General features: G+C 59.9%; 13 protein-coding genes and 3 pseudogenes. 11 read left to right on the forward strand and 5 right to left on the reverse strand.

What is annotated here, in order from left to right:
* Positions 1 to 9: 9 nt before the first annotated feature.
* Positions 10 to 1,464: an acetamidase/formamidase family protein gene (locus V1290_RS28985; protein WP_334367544.1), complete on the reverse strand. Its 1,455-nt coding sequence runs from the start codon at positions 1,462 to 1,464 to the stop codon at positions 10 to 12.
* A gap of 1,007 nt (positions 1,465 to 2,471) precedes the next feature.
* Between V1290_RS28985 and V1290_RS28990 the strand changes: the two genes are divergently transcribed.
* Both V1290_RS28990 and V1290_RS28995 read left to right on the forward strand, forming a co-directional pair.
* Positions 2,472 to 3,032, forward strand: coding sequence for a phosphatase PAP2 family protein (locus V1290_RS28990; protein ID WP_334367545.1), 561 nt, complete (start codon positions 2,472 to 2,474; stop codon positions 3,030 to 3,032).
* Between the two features lie 484 nt (positions 3,033 to 3,516).
* On the forward strand, positions 3,517 to 3,870 hold the full coding sequence (locus tag V1290_RS28995) for a DUF2200 domain-containing protein (protein WP_334367546.1): 354 nt from the start codon (positions 3,517 to 3,519) through the stop codon (positions 3,868 to 3,870).
* A 567-nt stretch (positions 3,871 to 4,437) separates the two neighbouring features.
* On the opposite strand, the gene V1290_RS29000 is transcribed toward V1290_RS28995, so the two are convergent.
* Positions 4,438 to 4,716 carry a hypothetical protein gene (locus V1290_RS29000; protein WP_334367547.1) on the reverse strand — a complete coding sequence of 93 codons (279 nt, stop codon included), beginning with the start codon at positions 4,714 to 4,716 and terminating at the stop codon, positions 4,438 to 4,440.
* A gap of 475 nt (positions 4,717 to 5,191) precedes the next feature.
* Here V1290_RS29000 and V1290_RS29005 point away from each other — a divergent pair, with 475 nt between their 5' ends.
* The 9 genes and pseudogenes from V1290_RS29005 to V1290_RS29040 all read left to right on the forward strand — a co-directional run bounded on the left by V1290_RS29005 (position 5,192) and on the right by V1290_RS29040 (position 13,860).
* Positions 5,192 to 5,749 (forward strand): hypothetical protein, encoded by a 558-nt coding sequence (locus V1290_RS29005; RefSeq protein ID WP_334367548.1) that lies wholly within the window; start codon positions 5,192 to 5,194, stop codon positions 5,747 to 5,749.
* Between the two features lie 326 nt (positions 5,750 to 6,075).
* On the forward strand, positions 6,076 to 6,915 hold the full coding sequence (locus tag V1290_RS29010; RefSeq protein ID WP_334367549.1) for a substrate-binding periplasmic protein: 840 nt from the start codon (positions 6,076 to 6,078) through the stop codon (positions 6,913 to 6,915).
* 218 nt (positions 6,916 to 7,133) lie between these two features.
* Entirely contained in the window at positions 7,134 to 7,571 is a 438-nt protein-coding gene (locus tag V1290_RS29015; protein ID WP_334367550.1) for a hypothetical protein, read from the forward strand.
* Positions 7,572 to 7,685: 114 nt separating this feature from the next.
* The gene (locus V1290_RS29020) at positions 7,686 to 8,717 is read left to right on the forward strand and encodes an IS110 family transposase (RefSeq protein ID WP_334367551.1); all 1,032 of its coding nucleotides are present in this window, start codon (positions 7,686 to 7,688) and stop codon (positions 8,715 to 8,717) included.
* 422 nt (positions 8,718 to 9,139) lie between these two features.
* Positions 9,140 to 9,970, forward strand: coding sequence for a class I SAM-dependent methyltransferase (locus V1290_RS29025; protein WP_334367552.1), 831 nt, complete (start codon positions 9,140 to 9,142; stop codon positions 9,968 to 9,970).
* A 170-nt stretch (positions 9,971 to 10,140) separates the two neighbouring features.
* Positions 10,141 to 11,580 carry an IS1182 family transposase gene (locus tag V1290_RS29030; RefSeq protein WP_334367553.1) on the forward strand — a complete coding sequence of 480 codons (1,440 nt, stop codon included), beginning with the start codon at positions 10,141 to 10,143 and terminating at the stop codon, positions 11,578 to 11,580.
* Positions 11,581 to 11,791: 211 nt separating this feature from the next.
* A pseudogene (locus tag V1290_RS36620) lies at positions 11,792 to 12,148 on the forward strand (adenylate/guanylate cyclase domain-containing protein); the annotation flags it as partial.
* Between the two features lie 99 nt (positions 12,149 to 12,247).
* A pseudogene (locus V1290_RS36625) lies at positions 12,248 to 13,150 on the forward strand (tetratricopeptide repeat protein); the annotation flags it as partial.
* A gap of 257 nt (positions 13,151 to 13,407) precedes the next feature.
* Complete coding sequence (locus tag V1290_RS29040) at positions 13,408 to 13,860, forward strand: SgcJ/EcaC family oxidoreductase (RefSeq protein WP_334367554.1); 453 nt, start codon at positions 13,408 to 13,410, stop codon at positions 13,858 to 13,860.
* Positions 13,861 to 13,999: 139 nt separating this feature from the next.
* Here V1290_RS29040 and V1290_RS29045 read toward each other — a convergent pair whose 3' ends face one another.
* The 3 genes and pseudogenes from V1290_RS29045 to V1290_RS29055 form a co-directional block, all read right to left on the reverse strand.
* Positions 14,000 to 14,839, reverse strand: a complete 840-nt coding sequence (locus V1290_RS29045) for an alpha/beta hydrolase (RefSeq protein ID WP_334367555.1) — start codon at positions 14,837 to 14,839, stop codon at positions 14,000 to 14,002.
* Positions 14,840 to 15,054: 215 nt separating this feature from the next.
* Positions 15,055 to 16,709, reverse strand: a pseudogene (locus tag V1290_RS29050) (amidase).
* A gap of 609 nt (positions 16,710 to 17,318) precedes the next feature.
* Positions 17,319 to 18,077 carry a winged helix-turn-helix transcriptional regulator gene (locus V1290_RS29055; protein WP_334367556.1) on the reverse strand — a complete coding sequence of 253 codons (759 nt, stop codon included), beginning with the start codon at positions 18,075 to 18,077 and terminating at the stop codon, positions 17,319 to 17,321.
* Between the last annotated feature and the right edge of the window lie 84 nt (positions 18,078 to 18,161).

Below are 18,161 nucleotides of genomic sequence, written 5' to 3' on the forward strand. Positions count from 1 at the left end.
CACACGCTACTACTTGCGGAATATGGTGGTCGGCAGGATGGCGGAGACTGCGTAGTTCGGCACGTCGACGACATTGCCGATACGCAGGTCGGCGGCCACGCTCGCCACGACATATGCCTGCTCCGGCGTGAGGCCCTTCTCGCTAACCATCCAGTCGATCAGCTCGATCAGGGCGTTGCGCGCCGCCAGCATCAGATCCTCCGAGAGGTTCTCGAGCGGGCCGATTTTCTGGCTGTCGAGGTAGGTATGGTAAGGCGGGATCTGGCCCTTGGCTTTCAGCGGGAAGCCGGTGGTGGCGTAGAACTCGGTCGGCGCCAACCGGATAAGCTGATCGCCGCCTTCGAAGTGCGGGACTTTGACTTTCGCGGCTTGCGCTTTGCGGATCTCGGTGACCAGCGTGACCGTCGCCCCCATCTCGATCGCCGTGCCGGAGACCTCGCCATCGCCTTGCGCGAAATGGACGTCGCCGACGAACAACCCGCACCCGTCCACGAAGCAGGGCAGCAGCAGCGTCGTGCCCACCACCATCTGCTTGATGTCCATGTTGCCACCGTTCTCGCGCGGCGGAATGGTGCGCAGGCACTCATTCTTGCTGCTTCCGTTCTGACCGCAGACATCGCTCGGCAGCGCACCGAGCGGCTGCGGAGTCAGCACGACGCCGCCCGCGCTCTGCAGCGCCGCCTCGCGCGTGAGGATCGTGGCCACCTCGGGCTGGCCCGGCAGCACCCCGACCGTGCCCATAAATCCGTTAAAGGGGATGACGACGCCCGGGATCTGGTCGGAGACCGCCTCCTTGCGGTTGAGTTTCCAATTGGCGATGAAAGGCTTGGTGAAGCGATCGCGCAGGAAACCGAAGCCCGGGACGATCACGGTGTAACCGTAGTCGTCCGGCTGTACGTCGAGGAGTGTCACCGCCAGTACGTCGCCGCGCTGGGCACCCTCGATGAAGACCGGGCCGGTCAGCGGATGGACGAGATTGAGATCGGCCGCCGACACATCCTCGGGCTTGGAGCCGAGGTTGAAGTCGGAGTCGAAGGCGTCGCGCGTTTCAAAGACGATATGCTGACTGGGGTTGGCGCGACTCACCGGCTTGATGGCCGGGTGCATGCGGTTCATGCAGTTCTTGTCGTCGACGCAGTGCGCACCGGTCTTCGCGACGCGCACAACCTGCCACGCCTTAACGGACGTCGTATCCGCATGCGCTGCGGTTGCGCTGAGCAGCAATGTCGCGGCCGCAGTGATGATCCAGAATTGCCCGGATTGCATCATTCGCTCCTCCCTCAGCAGAATCGTGACCCTATTCTGGTCGGGACGACGATCGGCAACGCCTTGGGCGCCCGGCGGCACGATGAGGAGATCAAGATCTCGTCCTGACGACCGTCCGGCGAAACTACTCCCCTTTGGGGTAAGTGCCAACCACCATGGGTCGAAAGGGCGGAAAAACAACGGCCTCTTCACCGCCATGGCGTTCTTGTCGGTCCAGCATTTCCTCGTCCTCAAAGTGCAGCGTTTTCAGTGTCGGCGCTGACACGAAGGCATATCCTTTGCGGTCAGACAACCAAACGAACGGCGCGAGACCGATCAGCAACAGGGCGACGCCGGTGGCACCTTCCAGGAGACGGGGGCAGATGGGCTAGGGTTGCGCCATGCCGGGTCCAGCTTCGCACGCGCCATTCGCGTGCGAAGATTGTCAGCAACGCCAACAACGCAGGGCGTCAGGGCGACGCCCAGCAGCATCGCCGCGGCGAAAGCAACGCCGGCCGGTGGGACACTGTTTGCCAGGGCGTAGACCATCGCGAACAACGTGAGGCGGGCACGATACGAGACCCGCCACAAGTCCCACGGACAAGCATCGTGACGGTGTGGCTCACCGCGGATTGCGCGAAAAAGCAGCCATGCGCCGATGGCCGCCAGAAGACCGCGGCTCAGCAGTTCGAGGGCGGGGGCGCCCGGCGCCTCTGGTCGAGTGTGAACGCATGAAGCCACCGGCGCCAACTCATAGCGACGTCCGCTTCTGGCCTTTGAGACATGCCGACCGGCCCTGACGATGTCCGTTCACCGGGGTACACCGGAAATCTTCGTCAGACGGTGAAAACGACGCTTTTGACCCATTGCAGACCTCATCATTCGATCAAATTTTAGCGTTTGGCTGGTTCTGTCGTTGACGCGTTCGGTCTATCCTTGGACGCGATCACAGAGCTATGTTTAAGGCGCGCCTATCTTGGTTGATTGGTTTGCGAGGAAGGTTGGATGCCCTCTCCAGACATAACTGCAAAGTTCGCACTGTACACTGGGCTGCTATCACCATTTGTCGCGATGATGATCCCGAATTCTAGATGGTTGTTCCGTGGCTTTCTGGTCGCAGCCGCACTCGTTGGCGCGGCGGTTTGGATCATCGGAGAGGCCGCCGATGCAGAGGCCTCTAAACTAACGGAAAATCTCGATGTCCAGCTTGGGTACGCGATAAATTTTTGGACAGTGATTCTTGGCGGATCGTTGTTCGCTGCAAGCTTTGCTGTGAAGGCGGCTTGGTTTCATCTCCGCAAAAGAAAACAAGCCGCCCCAAGACCGCGGTGCTTGCACTGCTGGTCACGATCGTAACCACGTTCCTTTTTACCACAGGAAAACGTCACGCCGGTTTGTTCGTCCTGACGACGGTCCTGAGCGGCGCCTTTCTCAATACCCTGCTCAAGCTTGCGTTTGCGCGAGTGCGCCCCGATCTCGTCGCTCCACTCACTCCGGTCTCTACGCTGAGCTTTCTGAGCGGGCACGCAGCGATTTCGGCTGTCTGCTATCTGACGCTCGGCTTGATGCTCACTCAGACGCAAGCTTCCCGCTCAGTTCGCATTCATCTTATAATGACCGCGGCGATCCTGGCCCTGTTGGTCGGAGTCAGCCGCATATATCTCGGAGTTCATTTTCCGAGCGATGTGCTGGCGGGGTGGTGCTTCGGCACTTCGTGGGCGCTAATTTGCCAGATGCTCATGTCGTATTTTCAGCGCACCGAAAGGATCGAGCAGCCGAGTAACTAGTCCGCGTTGCGCCGCTCAATTGAATTTCAGACATAATTAAAAGCCGTGCCCCATGCGCCGGGGTCACGCTCTGGCGGCGGAAAGAGCGGCAATTTTGCTCACCCGCACCGGCACCTTTGAGACATGCCCGCTTATCCTGAGAATGTCCGTTCACCGGGGTAGACCGGAAGTCGCCGTGGTCTGGCCAAACCGACGGGAATGAACCCAAAGCAGAACGTTCTCCCGTCACCGTCAGTGCCCATCTGAATATCGGTTTTCTGCGCCAGCGCACGTAGGCAGTCACTTTCGTGACGAAAGCGGTGCACCGTACATGCTGTACCGTTACTTTTCGTCGCACCCGAATTTGAGCACGTTGCCTCAATAGCGTCTGAGGCAGTACCTTGCGCTGAGCCCGGGAATAGTGATGCACGGCTTCTGTGTGCCTGGGGGCGGCCTGATGGTCTCAGGCCTTACATGCTTTAATACGGGACCCCCTGGCGCACTCATGGCAAAACACCGAATCTATACCACGAGCTTCGCAAGCATTTACCCACTTTACGTTGCGAAAGCAGAGAAAAAAGGACGCACAAAAACAGAGGTCGATCAGGTCCTCTCTTGGTTGACAGGCTATCAGCAGAAGGAGCTAGAAGCTCAACTGGAAAAGCAGACTGACTTTGAAACATTCTTTGCAAAGGCCCCTAAAATCAATCCTTCGCGAGCCTTGATTAAAGGCGTAGTTTGCGGTGTCCGAGTGGAGGATATCAAAGAACCAACTATGCGAGAAATTCGTTACTTAGATAAACTAATCGATGAACTGGCCCAGGGAAAAACAATGGATAAAATTCTGCGAAAAAAATGATCCTGAGCGACCAACCTCCGTCCACTTGGCTCGGCGACGTTGCGCGAGTTGGCCGGTGCACCGCCCATTCTTTAACTAAGCCTCGGCGTTCAAAGCTTGAGCTCGCACCGATATTTACGTGCGGCTCGACCATGCTTAGCTCGCGGTCGTCCCGACGATCTTTCAACCTATCCGTTGCGCATTTCATGCGCCTGCATCGCACGCTGCCCCCAGCTGCATATGATCTACATGGCGTCATGCGGAGGTGGGTGTTTACTTCAGGTTCGGTTTGTATGGTTTTCGCTTCTGGCCCATCAGCGAAGTGGCGACCCGCCTCATTGAGGTCCGCTCAGTGAGGCATGGCGGACTAGATTTGCTTACCTTGAGTTCTTCGCATTTTGACCAAGAGCCGACATGGAGCAAACCGCGCACTGACCTCCGCACGCAGCCATGATAAAAACTCTGACGGCGGGGGTGAAGCGGGCAAAAGAAGTTTTCTCATGAATTGTACGGTTATACGCGTGAGCAGCAAAAAGGCCCGGCACACATTACGTTGCCGAGCCATTCCTTTTGCCTCGAAGATAGAGCTTACTTCTTCTTAGTCGTCGTGGAAGAACCGGTCGTTGTCTGATGGCCCGGCGCGTATTCAGAGGCACCCGGTCCGGCAGATTTTGCTCCGGTCTTCTTGGAGGCCTTCATCTTGTGGCCCGGTGTATATTCCGAAGCGCCCGGACCCGTGGACGGCTTGCCGGTTTCCTGTGCTTTCTGCATCTGCTGGCCGGGAGCGCTCTTCGTGGTCGCCGACTGCGCGAACGCAGACGAAGCGAACAGTATGGTGCCGGCGACGATCAAGAATTTCTTTAACACGTGATTTCTCCTCCATTGGTGGATGAGCGCAGTCAACGTTTCAAGAACTCCACACGTTCCAGTAAAAGGGGAATAGTTTCCTGAACAGCCGTTCAGATAGGCGTCGAAGCCATATGCGAGAACCGGTTGGGCGCGCCGGCGCGATGGTCCGCGACAAGTAATGATTGCCGTCGCCAGTCATCCACGCCATCGCGGCGGTCGTATCGAGCCTGGATGGAGCGGCAGTAGCGACAAAGACGTGATTGACTAGCGCGCCCAACTTCCGATGTTGGCACCTTTGAGACATGCCGAAGCTTGGTAGGGATGTCGGCTTTCAGGGTGAAAGCGGAAATCGCCCGGACATCGCCAAACTGTCGCGGATGACTCGAAGCGGACGTGGTTGGGGTACGGGCCGACTGTCATCTTTTGATCATTTCGCACGTCAGATTTCTGGCCTAGGCTTGTGACGAGCGGCGAGCAACATAGGGGCCACGGGTTGAACGAAGTTGATTTCGAAATACTTGTGGGATTGCCGGCATCGGGACCGGTTGCGGTAACGTTTCCGGCGAGCAATCTGGGCTTTAGCGAGGGCCTCGTCATAAGGTTTCGACCTACATCAACCGAGGCGTGGACCGGAAATTTTCAATGCGGCGAGAATGATCACACCGCTGTCTACATCCACCCTGATGGAAAGAGGCTCATCGTGATCGCGGGCGGATCGGACTATCTTGTCGATCCGCGCACGAAGGAACTCATGGGACAAACGACGGACAATATATCCTTTTCGTGTGAGGTGCCCGAGCTAGAGATCATCGTGTTTGGAGATCACATTCGGTTTTGGGCGGAGGGCAAAGACGGAAGGAGATGGACCACGCCGCGATTATCTTGGGACGGCTTTGCCGGGATATGCGTCACAGGAGATATACTGATTGGGAAGTGGTACTCAGCAATAGACGAGAAGTGGCACGAGTTCAGGATGGACTTAGCATCTGGCGAAGTAGCGGACCCGACATTCGAAGCCGATTTCCGTCGAGTAAAGCGCGTAAGCGAATAATGAGCTTCCTCTCCGGGTGAACGCACGCGCGTCTCGTGGATGAACTGTTGTTGGCAGACATGGCGACCGACCCTGACGATGTCCGTTTCCAGGGGAAGACCGGAAGTAGTCGGCCGACGACCAAAATAACGCGATTGACCCTAAGGCGACCTAGGCAGCGCGCTTCCGAGCGCGCCTAGATGCGAACCTCAGATGTGAGGAGCGGGGCAACTGATCGTGTTGACGGCAGGCGGCAGTACTCGGGTTGTCGCCTGACGACACCGCTACTATTTAAGGTGGGTGAATACTTGCTTCGGCGCGCGGCTTTGGAATCTGGAGCCTCGTTGATGCATCATGGTCTGATCCCTGGCAGTGCTGCTATCGCCATACTCGCGACGCTCATCGCCCAAGGCACAACACACCGTGCGGACGCTGCATCACTAGCAGAGGTGCGGCAGAATGGTATCCTACGCCTCTGCGCCAACCCATCCGCACTCCCTTATTCGAACCTCACCGATAGAGGCGGTCTTGCCGGGTTCAAAGTCGAACTCGCGGAGGTGTTGGCGCACGAGATGGGATTTGAGCTCGGTGTGACCTGGGTTCGAAATGCCGGGGATATTAAGAACTCGGATTGCGATGTCTTGATGGGCGTCGTCGCCTCCGCAGCAAGCTACGATCGGGAGGGACTTACCGGGCCGCTGACAACGCATCTACCTCTTCGCTTTTCGAGACCTTACGCAGACAGCGGTGTTGTCCTCGTCATTTCATCTCGATCTTCGGTTCGTCGGCTTGAGGATTTGCACGGTCAGAAGATTGGCGTCATGGTTGGCACCGTCGAGCACGAGTGGCTGGCCAAAAACGGCTTCCGCGTTTCGGTCTTCGCCTCTCAAGAAGACATAATTGCCGCGATCGAGACAGGCGAAATCGAAGTCGGCGCCACCAACCCCGTGATTGTCGGCTGGTATCGGCACGAACACCCCAGCACGGCAGTAAGGATACCCGACGGATACGAGCCAGAACCGGCACTGCGCTGGAGTGTTTCAGTCGGGCTTCGCCGAGCGGACGATGCGCTGCTTGGAGCCGTGGATGCTGCGGTGTCACGAGTTGTCGAGCAGCGGATACCAGCGCAGATCTACGCGAAGTATGGCATTACTTATCTACCCCCTTCCGGCGCAGGTCTCCAGTAAGGGATGCAAAGCCTGGTGCGACTGACACTACGCTCACTGCTCTATCCTCACGGTGCAAGCAAGGCTAGATGCATGAATGTTAAGGCGTCTGCTCACGGACAGGAAGTCGCACTGTGCTACTGAACAGTTCTTCCGCTTATGGCCCAACTCTGACCTAGCCAGATGTCCGCTTTTGTGCTGCTTTTGGGGGAAGAAGCGGTCTACAAGGCGAGAATGGTATGACTTCTCAGTGGCAGTATCAGGTTAGGTTCGATGTGAACGATTCTGCTACGGCGGAATCGGTACGCCGAAAACTCCGTGTTCCGGCACTGGCGCCGCTGTTCGATACCCTCGCCAAGCATCGAGCTGCGCCGAAATGCCAGTTCGACGCCTTTGCGGAGTATGTCGCCGCAGCAGAAGAGCACGGCGTCGAAAACTATCCGCTCTACCAGTGGACGAAGGCGACGATCGAGAATCCGGCGAAGAAGGAAAAGTATTTGAAGTCCTTTACCCTCTACGTAGACGACCGGGAGGTCTATGCCAAGGAGATTGCTGACGCGCTGGAAACGGACTTGGAGCCGCTCGCCACTAGCGGGCTCATCACGCGAATATCTAAGTACGATACCAATCCCGCCAACAATCCTCAGCCGCCGCAGGGCCCCCGTGAGCGGAGCTAGCCCATTCGCGAGGCCGAATGTCCGCTCCTGATGCTGTGGACGGCTCCTCCATCGGCACGCAAGTGCCACGGATTCGGGAGCTGCTAGGGCTCCCACAATCTGAAGGAGCTATCCATGCAGATGATCACGACAATTGGACTGGACATCGCCAAGTCGGTTTTTCAGGTTCACGGCATTGACGCCGCTGGACAGGTGGTGATCCGCCGTCAGTTGAAGCGCCGTTTCGTGCTGTCCTTCTTTGAGAAGTTGCCGTCATGCCTGGTTGGGATTGAGGCTTGCACGTCATCCCATTATTGGTCCCGCGAGCTGCAGGCGTTGGGGCATACGGTGCGGTTGATGCCTCCGGCCTACGTGAAGCCCTACGTCAAGCGGCAGAAGAACGACAGCACCGACGCGGAGGCAATTTGCGAGGCGGTTACGAGGCCCAACATGCGGTTCGTGCCGACCAAGACGGTCGAGCAACAGAGCTGTCTAATGCTTCATCGGGCGCGCCATCTCTTCATCCGCCAGCAGACGGCTGTCATCAACTCAATCCGCGCCTATCTGGCCGAGTTTGGGATTGTCGCCCCAGTCGGGCGCAGGGGTGTCGAGCAACTCCTGGAAGTCGTCGCCGATACAGCCGATGATCGACTGCCCGAGGTCGCCCGCGCGTGTCTTGCTGCTCTCGGCAGTCAATTGCGTGCACTGAAGGCCCAGATCCTGGAGTTCGATCGACGCATCATCGCCTGGCATCGATCAAGCGCGACGAGCAAACGGCTGGACGCGATCCCCGGTGTCGGGCCGGCGCTGGCGACAGCTCTGGTCGCCAGCATTGCGGATCCCAAGGCTTTCCGATCGGGACGAGACTTCTCGGCCTGGGTTGGACTTGTGCCGAAGCAGAACTCGAGCGGTGGCAAGGACAAGCTTGGCAGCATCAGCAAGCAAGGCGACCGCTATTTGCGCAGCCTGTTCACGGCTGGCGCGCTCGCCGTAATCCGCTATGCCAAGATCCATGGCACCGGGCATCGGCCCTGGCTTACAGGAGTGCTGGCGCGGCGACCAACCAAGGTTGCCGCCATCGCGCTCGCCAACAAGCTCGCCAGGATGGCTTGGGCGATGATGGCCAGGAACGAGCGCTACCGGGAACCGGCAGCGCTGGCGGCCTAAACGGGATCGTGACGGACATTTCCGGCGCGTTGTAACGGTTGGGAGGGCGAACAGCACGTAATGCAGTGCCGGTCGATCCGGCGATCAGGACACCCCACTAGGGCCATGGCATTTTCGAATGCGTGCTTTTGACCGGGACCTGATCCGCGGAGGGCATTATGGCCAGCGGTCATGTGAACCGCGCAAACAGGCCGAACACATGGCTGCTCCGACCAATGCTGCAACGTGAAGATTCTTCTTGCCAACCTGGAGCCGTCCACACATGGCCCAAAGCTGAGACGTACAACGTGTGCTCTTGCGTCCCATCAGTGGGATAAAGCGGGCGCGTTTTGCTCAATGTGAGTTCTTCGCTGCTTGACCCCTAGCAGAAATCAGCGGCCACCGATGCTATAAGGCTGGTCAGGAGCTGGGAGGGCCTTGCAATGGTTGATCTCCACCATTGGCAACTCGACGGCAGCGCGCCGGAGCTTTACGAAAAATACCTGGTGCCAGCGATTACGGCAAAATGGGCAAACGACCTCGTAGGCCGAGCGCAGCCTCGTGCCGGAGAAAGCGTTCTCGACATAGCCTGCGGAACCGGGATTGTTGCCCGCATCGCAAGTCGGCGGGTGCGCCCGGGGCACGTCACCGGCTTGGACCTGAACAAGGGGATGTTGGCAGTCGCACGGAGTGTTTCGAGCGAGGGGGCGCCAATCGATTGGATCGAAGGCAGTGCGCTGGATTTGCCGTTTGAGTCAGGAGCATTTGACGTGGTCCTTTGCCAATTGGGCCTGCAATTCTTTCCAGATCAGGAGCGAGCTCTCAATGAAATGCGCCGCGTGCTGTCGCCGATAGGCCGTCTCGCGCTAAGCGTCTATAGCCCGATAGAGCGAACCCCCGGTGCGAACGCGTTCGTATCGGCTCTCGATCGTGTCCTCGGGCCGGGTGCTTCGCAGATCAAACGCGGCGAGCATGCTTTCAAACTGCCAAAGGAGCTTCGAGACCTGTTGACCGGCGCGGGATTTGCCAATGTCGAGGTCTACACCGTCGTTCAGCAAATCGCATTTCCTTCGGTTCTCGACTATGTGAGCTTCCAGCTTCTTGCGACGCCTATGGCGGCTCTGTTGAGTGATCGTACCACGGATGATCGAGAGGCCGCCATCGAGACGATCGCGTCGGAAACCGCAAGGCTTTCTGATCCGACGATGCTGGAAGACGGCCGGTTCTCCTTCCCGCAGGAGGCATATGTGGCTACAGCCACCCCTTCAAGCTGATCACGTCGGCTTATGGCCCCAAGCCGACCAACTTCGTCGCTTGCGGCTGGTCTGGTATTGAGGGCAGTCCCGACTTCGCATCAGCGATCCTTCGACCGCAGCTTGTGACCCTGGCTGTGTGAAAACGCCGTGCCGCTGTTATGATTCTCCCGTGATTCTAGGGGGGATCGATGAGGCGCTTCGTTGAGGAGGCCGATCGTGGGCAATGGACGCTACTGCCCGAGTGCCTCGATGATTTCATTGACGAGGGCAACCCCGTCCGCGTCATCGACGTGTTTGTCGGTGCGCTCGATTTGGCGGAGATGAGCTTTGAAGGAGTGGAGCCGGCGGCGACTGGTCGGCCCTCGTACCATCCCTCGGTTCTGCTTAAGCTTTACATTTACGGCTACCTAAACCGGGTGCAGTCGAGCCGCCGGCTCGAACGAGAAGCCGGACGCAATGTCGAGGTGATGTGGCTGCTGGGCCGGCTCGCTCCCGATCACAAGACGATCGCGGACTTCCGGAAGGATAACGGCTTGGCGCTGCGCAAGGTCTGTGCGCGCTTCGTCGAACTTTGCCGCGAAATGGGGCTTCTTGCGACGGCGAGCGTCGCCATCGATGGCAGCAAGTTCAAGGCCGTGAACAACCGGGACAGGAACTTCACAAAGGCGAAGGTGCAACGGCGGCGTGCCCAGCTGGAGGAGAGCGTCGCGCGCTATCTGAGCCAACTTGACACCGCCGATCGACAGGAGCCGAGCGAGGCGCTGGCCGCAAAGGTAACAAGGCTCACCGAGAAGCTGACGAAGCTGAAGGAGGAAATGGGCAAGCTTGCGGTTTACGAGAAGCAGATGCTGGATTCGCCAGACCAGCAAATCTCCCTGACCGATCCGGACAGCCGCTCGATGGCGACGAGCGGCCGCGGTTCCGGCGTCGTCGGCTACAACGTGCAGGTCGCCGTGGATACCAAGCACCACCTGATTGTGACGCATGAGGTAACGAACAACGGTTCAGATCGGGCACAACTTGCCAATATGGGCAAGCAGGCGAAGGCTGTTCTACAAACCGAGACGCTCGAGGCCGTTGCCGATCGCGGCTACTTCAGCAGCGCGGAGATCCTCGCCTGCCACGAGGCCGGCATCACAGTAACTCTGCCCAAGCCGCAGACGTCGGGCGCCAAATCGGATGGACGCTTCGGCAAGCAGGACTTTGTCCATTTGCCGGAGGAGGACGCCTATCGCTGTCCGGCTGGAGAGCAACTGCCATATCGTTTTACGAGCGAGGAAGATGGCAAGCGGATAAGGCGTTACTGGACCAGCGCCTGCCAAAATTGTTCGCTCAAGTCTCAGTGCACGACAGGGCCAGAACGGCGGATTCCACGATGGGAGCATGAGGCCCTGCTCGATGCCGTGCAGCAGCGCCTTGATGCGAACCCGCTCGCCATGCGCCAGCGTCGCGAGACGGTCGAGCATCCGTTCGGCACGATGAAGGCCCGCATGGGGGCGACACACTTCCTCACCAAAACGCTTCCAAAAGTAGCCGCCGAGATGGCTCTCTCGGTCCTGGCCTATAATCTGACACGGGTCATGAACATCGTTGGAGCCAAGCCGCTGATGGCTGCGATCGCAGCCTGAGACTGAACCGATCCTGGCCTCTCATCGACTTCCTGGAAGGGCGTTTTTACACGGCCCATCTCGGACGTGGGGCTTAGTCCGACATCAGCGCATTTTTCTGCTAAACTGGTACTCGATTTTCCCGGGCCGAGGGTGCGTCTTGAGCGACGAGCGCGTGGAACGGAGACTGGCGGCGGTGCTGGCGGCGGATGTCGCGGGTTATAGTCGGCTGATGGGGACCGACGAAGAAGGCACGCTGACCCGGCTAAAGGCTGTCAGGAAGGCCATCCTTGACCCCGCGATAGCCTCCTACCGAGGCCGCGTCGTCAAGACGACCGGCGACGGCATGTTGATCGAGTTTGCCAGCGCCGTCGATGCGGTGCGCAATGCGGTTGAAGTCCAGCGCAGCATGGCCGAGCAGAATGCCACCGTGCCTCAGGATCAAAGGATCGAATTCCGCATCGGTATCCATGTCGGTGACATCATTTTTGATGACAACGACATTTTCGGCGACGGGGTCAACATTACTGCCCGCCTTGAAGGCATCGCCGAACCGGGCGGGGTCTGCATGTCCGATGATGCCTATCGGCAGGTTCGGGGCAAGGTCGAGATTGCCTGTGATGATATGGGACCGCAGTCCCTCAAGAATATTGCTGAGCCTATGCGAGCGTGGCGAGTTCGGCTGACTGGGCAAAACCCCGCCGCAGTAAGATCAGGTTTGGCTGCGAGCCAGCCTCGGGCGCTCCCGCTCCCCGACAAGCCGTCCATCGCTGTCTTGCCGTTCCAAAACATGTCCGGCGATCCCGAACAGGAGTATTTTGCCGATGGAATTGCTGAAGACATAATCACCGCCCTCTCGCGGTTCAAAGCGTTGTTTGTCATCGCCAGGAATTCAAGCTTCACCTACAAGGGGCGCGCGGTCGACGTGAAGCAGATCGGTCGCGAACTTGGGGGGTCGTGCCGCCTTTTGCTACGTCTGGGCCAAGACCAGTGGCTGGTTTTCAGACACAGCGAACGAGATTGCCGAAGTGACGAGGCTCGCCCAGCGGGCGGTTGAGTTGGGCAATGATGACGCGATCGCGCTCACCACCGGCGGGTATGCATTAGCATTTGTTGTTCGGGATCTTGAGCTAGGCGCCGCCTTAATCGACCGCGCGCTTGTGCTCAATTCCAATTCGGCCGGGGCATGGAATTGGGGCGGCTGGGTAAAAAATTGGCTCGGCGAGCCGGAACCGGCGATCGAGCGCTTCGCGCGTGCCATGCGCCTGAGCCCACTTGATCCGCGGGTGACAGCAATGCGAGCCGGGACCGCATATGCCCATTTCCTCCTGGGCCGCTATGACGAAGCGGCATCGTGGGCGGCAATGGCATTGCAGGACAATCCGGACCATCAAACTGGATTACGTATCTCCGCCGCAAGCAACGCAATGGCCGGACGACCGGAGCAAGCACATAAGGCAATGGCTCGGCTGCGGCAACTCAATCCCGCGCTACGTATTTCCAATCTCAAAGACGTGCTCCCCCTATTCGGCGTGCCGAAGACCTCTCGCGATTGGAAGAAGGATTGCGACAAGCCGGACTGCCCGAATGACCAAAAGCAGCCAGGCTCGACCGTTTGCAACGAAGTGATCGAAAGAATGCGACGTCCGGTGTTGGCCCTGAGCTGAAGAAGCTCGAAGTCTCCCGCACGTCCGCTGTGACGGCTAGACCGGACCTCTCATCGCACCGCTTCCTACCGCCGCTTGTGACCCAACTCGGAAGTCGCCGGAGCGTGAGGTCTTGCTTACGACGGGGCGTGAATGACATAATCGGAAGCCAACCGTTCTCTGATGACATCGGGAGGAAGCCATGCTCGCATTCGGACGAGTCTTGTTGGTGGCGCTGTTGGCGATGGCTCCAACTCAGGTGTTCGCAGGTCCCGAGGAGGAAGCGGACGCTTTGTTTGCCCGCTGGAAAGCTGCTTACGACGCCAACGATAATGTCGCCGTCGCTAAGCTGCATGCGACCGACGCGATCCTACATGGCACCAGGAGCAGAGATCTAACGTTGGGGCGTGAGGCAATTGCGCAATACTTTACCGTGGTAGTCGGCACCGGCAACAAGGTCGAGTTCGTGGAGAAGCAGCTGAGGGTGATCAATCCCACAACCATACTGGCAGTCGGCTTCAACGATTTCATGCGCAACCGCGAGGGCAAACTCGTGCCAGAGCCAGCACGCTTCACAATGGTTCTTGTCAAAGAGGGTAACGACTGGGTCATAGCCCATCATCACTCGTCATTGCGCCCACCGCCTAAGCAGTGAAGTTCGGCTCTTGGCCCCGAGCCGAAGAGGCACGAGATGCCGCGTAGGTCTGCTGCCACGGGTAGATCGGACTTGCCTACTCATAACCCCGACCGCCGCTGCTGATCCGAACCTGACGTCGGCCGCTCGCCGATCAATGTCACAGCCTAGGCTGCAAGAACGCACCGATGCGCTCGATCGCTGCACGTGCTTCTGGCAGGATGCGCGCGAACATATGCCAGACGTGGAACATGCGCGGCCACAACTCGAGTTCGACATCGCAGCCGGCTGCTCGCAAGCGCTCGGCCATTCGCACCGCATCATCGCGCAGTGCCTCATCGCTGGCGGCAAGAACCAGAGTCGACGGCAGGCCCACCGGATCGCCATAGAGTGGAGAGGCATAGGGCGAGCGCGGATCCGTATTGCCGAGATAAAGCTCAACCGCCTTCGGCATCAGCTCTACCGGCACCATCGGATCGGAAGAACCGTAATCGGTGAGCGATTGGCCCGTCAGGGCGAGATCGGTCCACGGCGAGACCACGACGGCAGCGGCCGGCAAGGATGATCCCTCATCGCGCAAACGCATCATGCTCGCCAGCGCAAGCCCGCCGCCGGAAGACTCCCCGACAAACGCCACGTGACGCGGTTCGGCGCGCTGCGAGATGAGCCATTGATAGGCGGCCGTCACATCCTCGACCGCCGCTGGAAACGAATGCTCGGGCGCAAGCCGGTAGTCGATGCATAACACCCGCGCGCCGGTCACGTCGGCGATGCGCCAGTTAAAATCGCGAAACAGTGCCGGAAAGCCGAGCAGATAGGCGCCACCGGGAAGGTGGACGACGTATCGGTTTGGAAGCGAGCGGGGCGTCGCGATCCGCTCGGCTTTGACGCCGCCGGCGTCAACTACAACCAGCTCGGTCCCGCGCGGTACGCGCGGCACGAGCTGCGCGAAGCGGGCCACCTGTCGACGGGCATCCTCGATCTGAATGTCCGATTGCAACCGTGGCCGCATGAACCAAGGCAGACAGAAGCGGACAAGCTAGGCGCGCAAACTCATTTGCTCAAGCCAACAAAGTGGACGCGTAGCCGGAGGCGATTTGTGACAGTCCCTGCGTCGTAGCCCGAAACGGGAGGCTCGCGTCAGATAGCGCGCGGGGCCTGTTTCCGAACCTTGCACGCCGGCGTTGCAGTTAGCCGGCAATTCGCTGCTGCCGTCTACCCGACGATCTGGAACGCGTCAGCCGCACGCAACGCGGTGCCGTCCTCCCAGTGGCGTCCGATCAGCATCATCCCAACAGGGAGCCCCGCCGACATGCCTGCAGGAACCGTGGCCGCAGGATGGCCAGTGACGTCGAACGGGCAAGTGTTGGAAATCATCTCGAGTGCCCGCGCAACGTAGTCCTCGCGGCTCGCGTCCGGGGCCGGGAGTAGCGTGGCCTTCAAAGGTAACGTCGGCATGAGCAGGAGATCGACGCCTTTGAGTTGCTCATCGTAGGCGGCGCGGAGCACGCGCGCGAGGTTTTGGGCCTTCGCGTAGTAGCGGCCCTGATAATTGTCCTGCATGTACTGGCCGAGCAGGACGACGAGTTTGACGGTCCCCGAAAGGTCGTTGGCGCGCACCCGCCGGCTCCGGCCGTAGAAGTCCAGCAGCGAAGTCGTGTAGTGCCCTTTCCAGTTGGTTCCCATGCTGTTGCCCGCGACCATCAGCGCCGTGGCGCCCTCGACGGCGATAGCGTTCCAAATATGGATGCCATCGCGGTGGAGAGGGATCGATACCTCGCTCACGGCTCCCCCCGCTCGCGTCAAGCGCTGTGCCGCCTCGCGTACCATGGTGTCGACATCGGGCTCGGAATTGGGCCAGCCAAACCCCTCCTTAACGATCCCGATCCGCAGGCCGCGGGCGTCTCCGGTGAGCTGCTTGCCATACGCTTCCGTGCGCAGTCCCGCCGGTTGGCGCGGGTCGAGGCCATCGGCGCCGGCGAGCACCTCGAGAAGCCGGGCGGCATCGCCGGCGGTACGGGCAATGGGTCCGGTATGATCAAGTGTTAATTCAATCGGGAAGATACCTGTGTAGGGCACAAGCCCGTGGGTGGGCTTGTGGCCAACCGCTCCGCAGAAAGAGCTGGGAATTCGGATCGACCTCCCTGGTCGCCCCCGATGGCCATGTCGCACTCGCCGGCGACGACGAGCGCCGCGCTGCCGCTGGAGGAGCCTCCGGCAGATCGCTTCGGATCGTGCGGATTGAGTACGGGCCCAGTGTCGGAGGTATGGCTACCGCCCGAGAAGCAAAGATGCTCGCACACGGCCTTGCCGACGACCTCCCCACCGGCGTCGAGGATGCGGGTCACAATGGTCGCGTCCACGTCAGGGACGTAACCCTCCAGCACGTTGGAACCGTTCATCATCGGGATTCCGGCAACGCACACATTGTCTTTGATGGCGATTTTCTTGCCCGCGAGAGGCCCCGAAGTTGCGCCTTTGATCGAGCACCTCCAGTACCAAGCGTTGAGTCGATTGTCCGAGGCACCTGGACGGAACCCCGCGTCCCGCGGGTACTTCACCGCCAATGTCGGCTCCGCGAACTGGTCCAATCGACGGTACGACGCGAGCACACCGTCCATGAGGTTGCGGAACGACGTCAGATCGTCGCGGCTGAGAGCCAAGTTGTAAGATTTGGCGATGCGCTCCAATTCAGGCAGCGGTGGCTTGCGCAGAATCCGCGGCGCCGTCGCGGTCGGGGGTGGCGGTTGCGTACCCGCCTCGGCGGCCGCACGAACGGGCGTTGTCGCCGCGGCGACAACGGTTGCTGCTGCGCCGGCCGCGCCGGCATGAAGGAACCGACGACGCGAATAGTCTGGCGAGGCTCTCATAGCACATCCTCCCTCGACCAATGGGCTGACTTCTCAAATCCACCGCTCGCCCTAAAGTGTCGGGGCCGTCTGGTGGTCGGTAGCCGCGACGGTCGCCAAGCGGGGCCGCCGACGCTGCGGCCGGCGTGCCAAGCTGCAACATCACAATGAACTCTTGCATCCGGACAGGGCTGAGGCGCAGCAGCCGCATGAGGTCGGAACGTGAGGCGGCCGAGCAGATCGGTAACTAAGGCCTCTACTGGATGCCTCCAGCATCCTCGCGCGGACTGCGGAGCGACGCGCCGTCCAGCAGGCAGATTATCGTGCAGCCACCGGCGATCTTCAAGAGCTTGCATCTTTCCCGGTCTGCGCTCGTCAGCCACGTCGCGGGCACCTCGACCTTCGCGACACACGCACAGTCGAGCCACGCGCGCGATGTCCAGGCGTCTTTGACGCCGACGGGCTCTCAGAATGTCTGCTTATTGGGGTAGACCGGAAGTGATCGGCAGAGGGCCAAACCGTCGCTTCTGACCCAAAGCGGTCTTGGAGCGTGGTCACCTCCGTCGGGCGGCGATGGCGCTATGCAAGAAGCCTTAAGGTGGGTTGCTTGACGGACAAGACTGAGGCGGCTCACGAGGCTATCCGGGGCGCGAGGGCCTTCGTCTCCGACCTTGGTCGTCGAGATTGCCCGATACGCGTTATACGACGGTCCGCTACTGCCGCGCGCACCGTCTCTGCCATGGGACTCCAGGTGAACCAGGTTGGGAAGGCGCGGATATCAGCCGGCGCACCGTCAAGATAAACGAGGTTTTTGCGCACGGCGTCCGGCAAGGACAAGTGGCCGAGCCAGACCTGGTAAAAGCTCTTGATGTTGGCGGTTACGATCACATCCACGTCGAACTTGGGATGCTTCAGGCAAACCGAGATGTCGCTGGGATCGATAACTAGCCAGTAGGTGCGCTGCGGTGCGCCGCGAAATTCGAACTGGATGACGCGACGGCGTGAAAAACGATCCACAGCGACCCGCCGGCGCATCCACCACAGGAGAATGATCGGATCAAGCTCGCTCGGTCGCGGAGGACCGAAGGCCCAGCGCGCTCCCCACTCGCCGAATAGATCGATGATCCGCTGGAGCTCGCGTCCAGCCGGTGTCAGACGATATTCGGACGGCTTACCGCGCGATGCACCCAGCCGTTCCAGTACGCCTGTTTGCTCGAGCCGCCGCAGCCGTTCGGTAAGCAGCGTGCGCGACATGTGAGGAAGACCGCGCTCGAGTTCGTTGAAGTGTTTTACGTCCGCGAGAAGCTCACGGATGATGAGCACGGTCCAGCGATCGGCAATAATCTCGGCGGCGCGTGCTACCGGGCAATATTGGCCATACAGGTGCATGTCGCAAAGTAGCACAGAGCGTGCCCGCGCAGTAGTACGGTTTTTGGACTAGCCCCCGGAGCGGAGTGCGTGATTAGTTCGGTC

Origin of the sequence: Bradyrhizobium sp. AZCC 1578 (genome assembly GCF_036924675.1) — a bacterium.
GTDB lineage: Bacteria > Pseudomonadota > Alphaproteobacteria > Rhizobiales > Xanthobacteraceae > Bradyrhizobium.

Coding starts and splice junctions, on each gene's coding strand:
- V1290_RS28985 (WP_334367544.1), bottom strand. CDS start 1,464: ATGGCGGTGAAGAGGCCGTTGTTTTTCCGCCCTTTCGACCCATGGTGG.
- V1290_RS28995 (WP_334367546.1), top strand. CDS start 3,517: ATGGCAAAACACCGAATCTATACCACGAGCTTCGCAAGCATTTACCCA.
- V1290_RS29010 (WP_334367549.1), top strand. CDS start 6,076: ATGCATCATGGTCTGATCCCTGGCAGTGCTGCTATCGCCATACTCGCG.
- V1290_RS29015 (WP_334367550.1), top strand. CDS start 7,134: ATGACTTCTCAGTGGCAGTATCAGGTTAGGTTCGATGTGAACGATTCT.
- V1290_RS29020 (WP_334367551.1), top strand. CDS start 7,686: ATGCAGATGATCACGACAATTGGACTGGACATCGCCAAGTCGGTTTTT.
- V1290_RS29025 (WP_334367552.1), top strand. CDS start 9,140: ATGGTTGATCTCCACCATTGGCAACTCGACGGCAGCGCGCCGGAGCTT.
- V1290_RS29030 (WP_334367553.1), top strand. CDS start 10,141: ATGAGGCGCTTCGTTGAGGAGGCCGATCGTGGGCAATGGACGCTACTG.
- V1290_RS29040 (WP_334367554.1), top strand. CDS start 13,408: ATGCTCGCATTCGGACGAGTCTTGTTGGTGGCGCTGTTGGCGATGGCT.
- V1290_RS29055 (WP_334367556.1), bottom strand. CDS start 18,077: ATGCACCTGTATGGCCAATATTGCCCGGTAGCACGCGCCGCCGAGATT.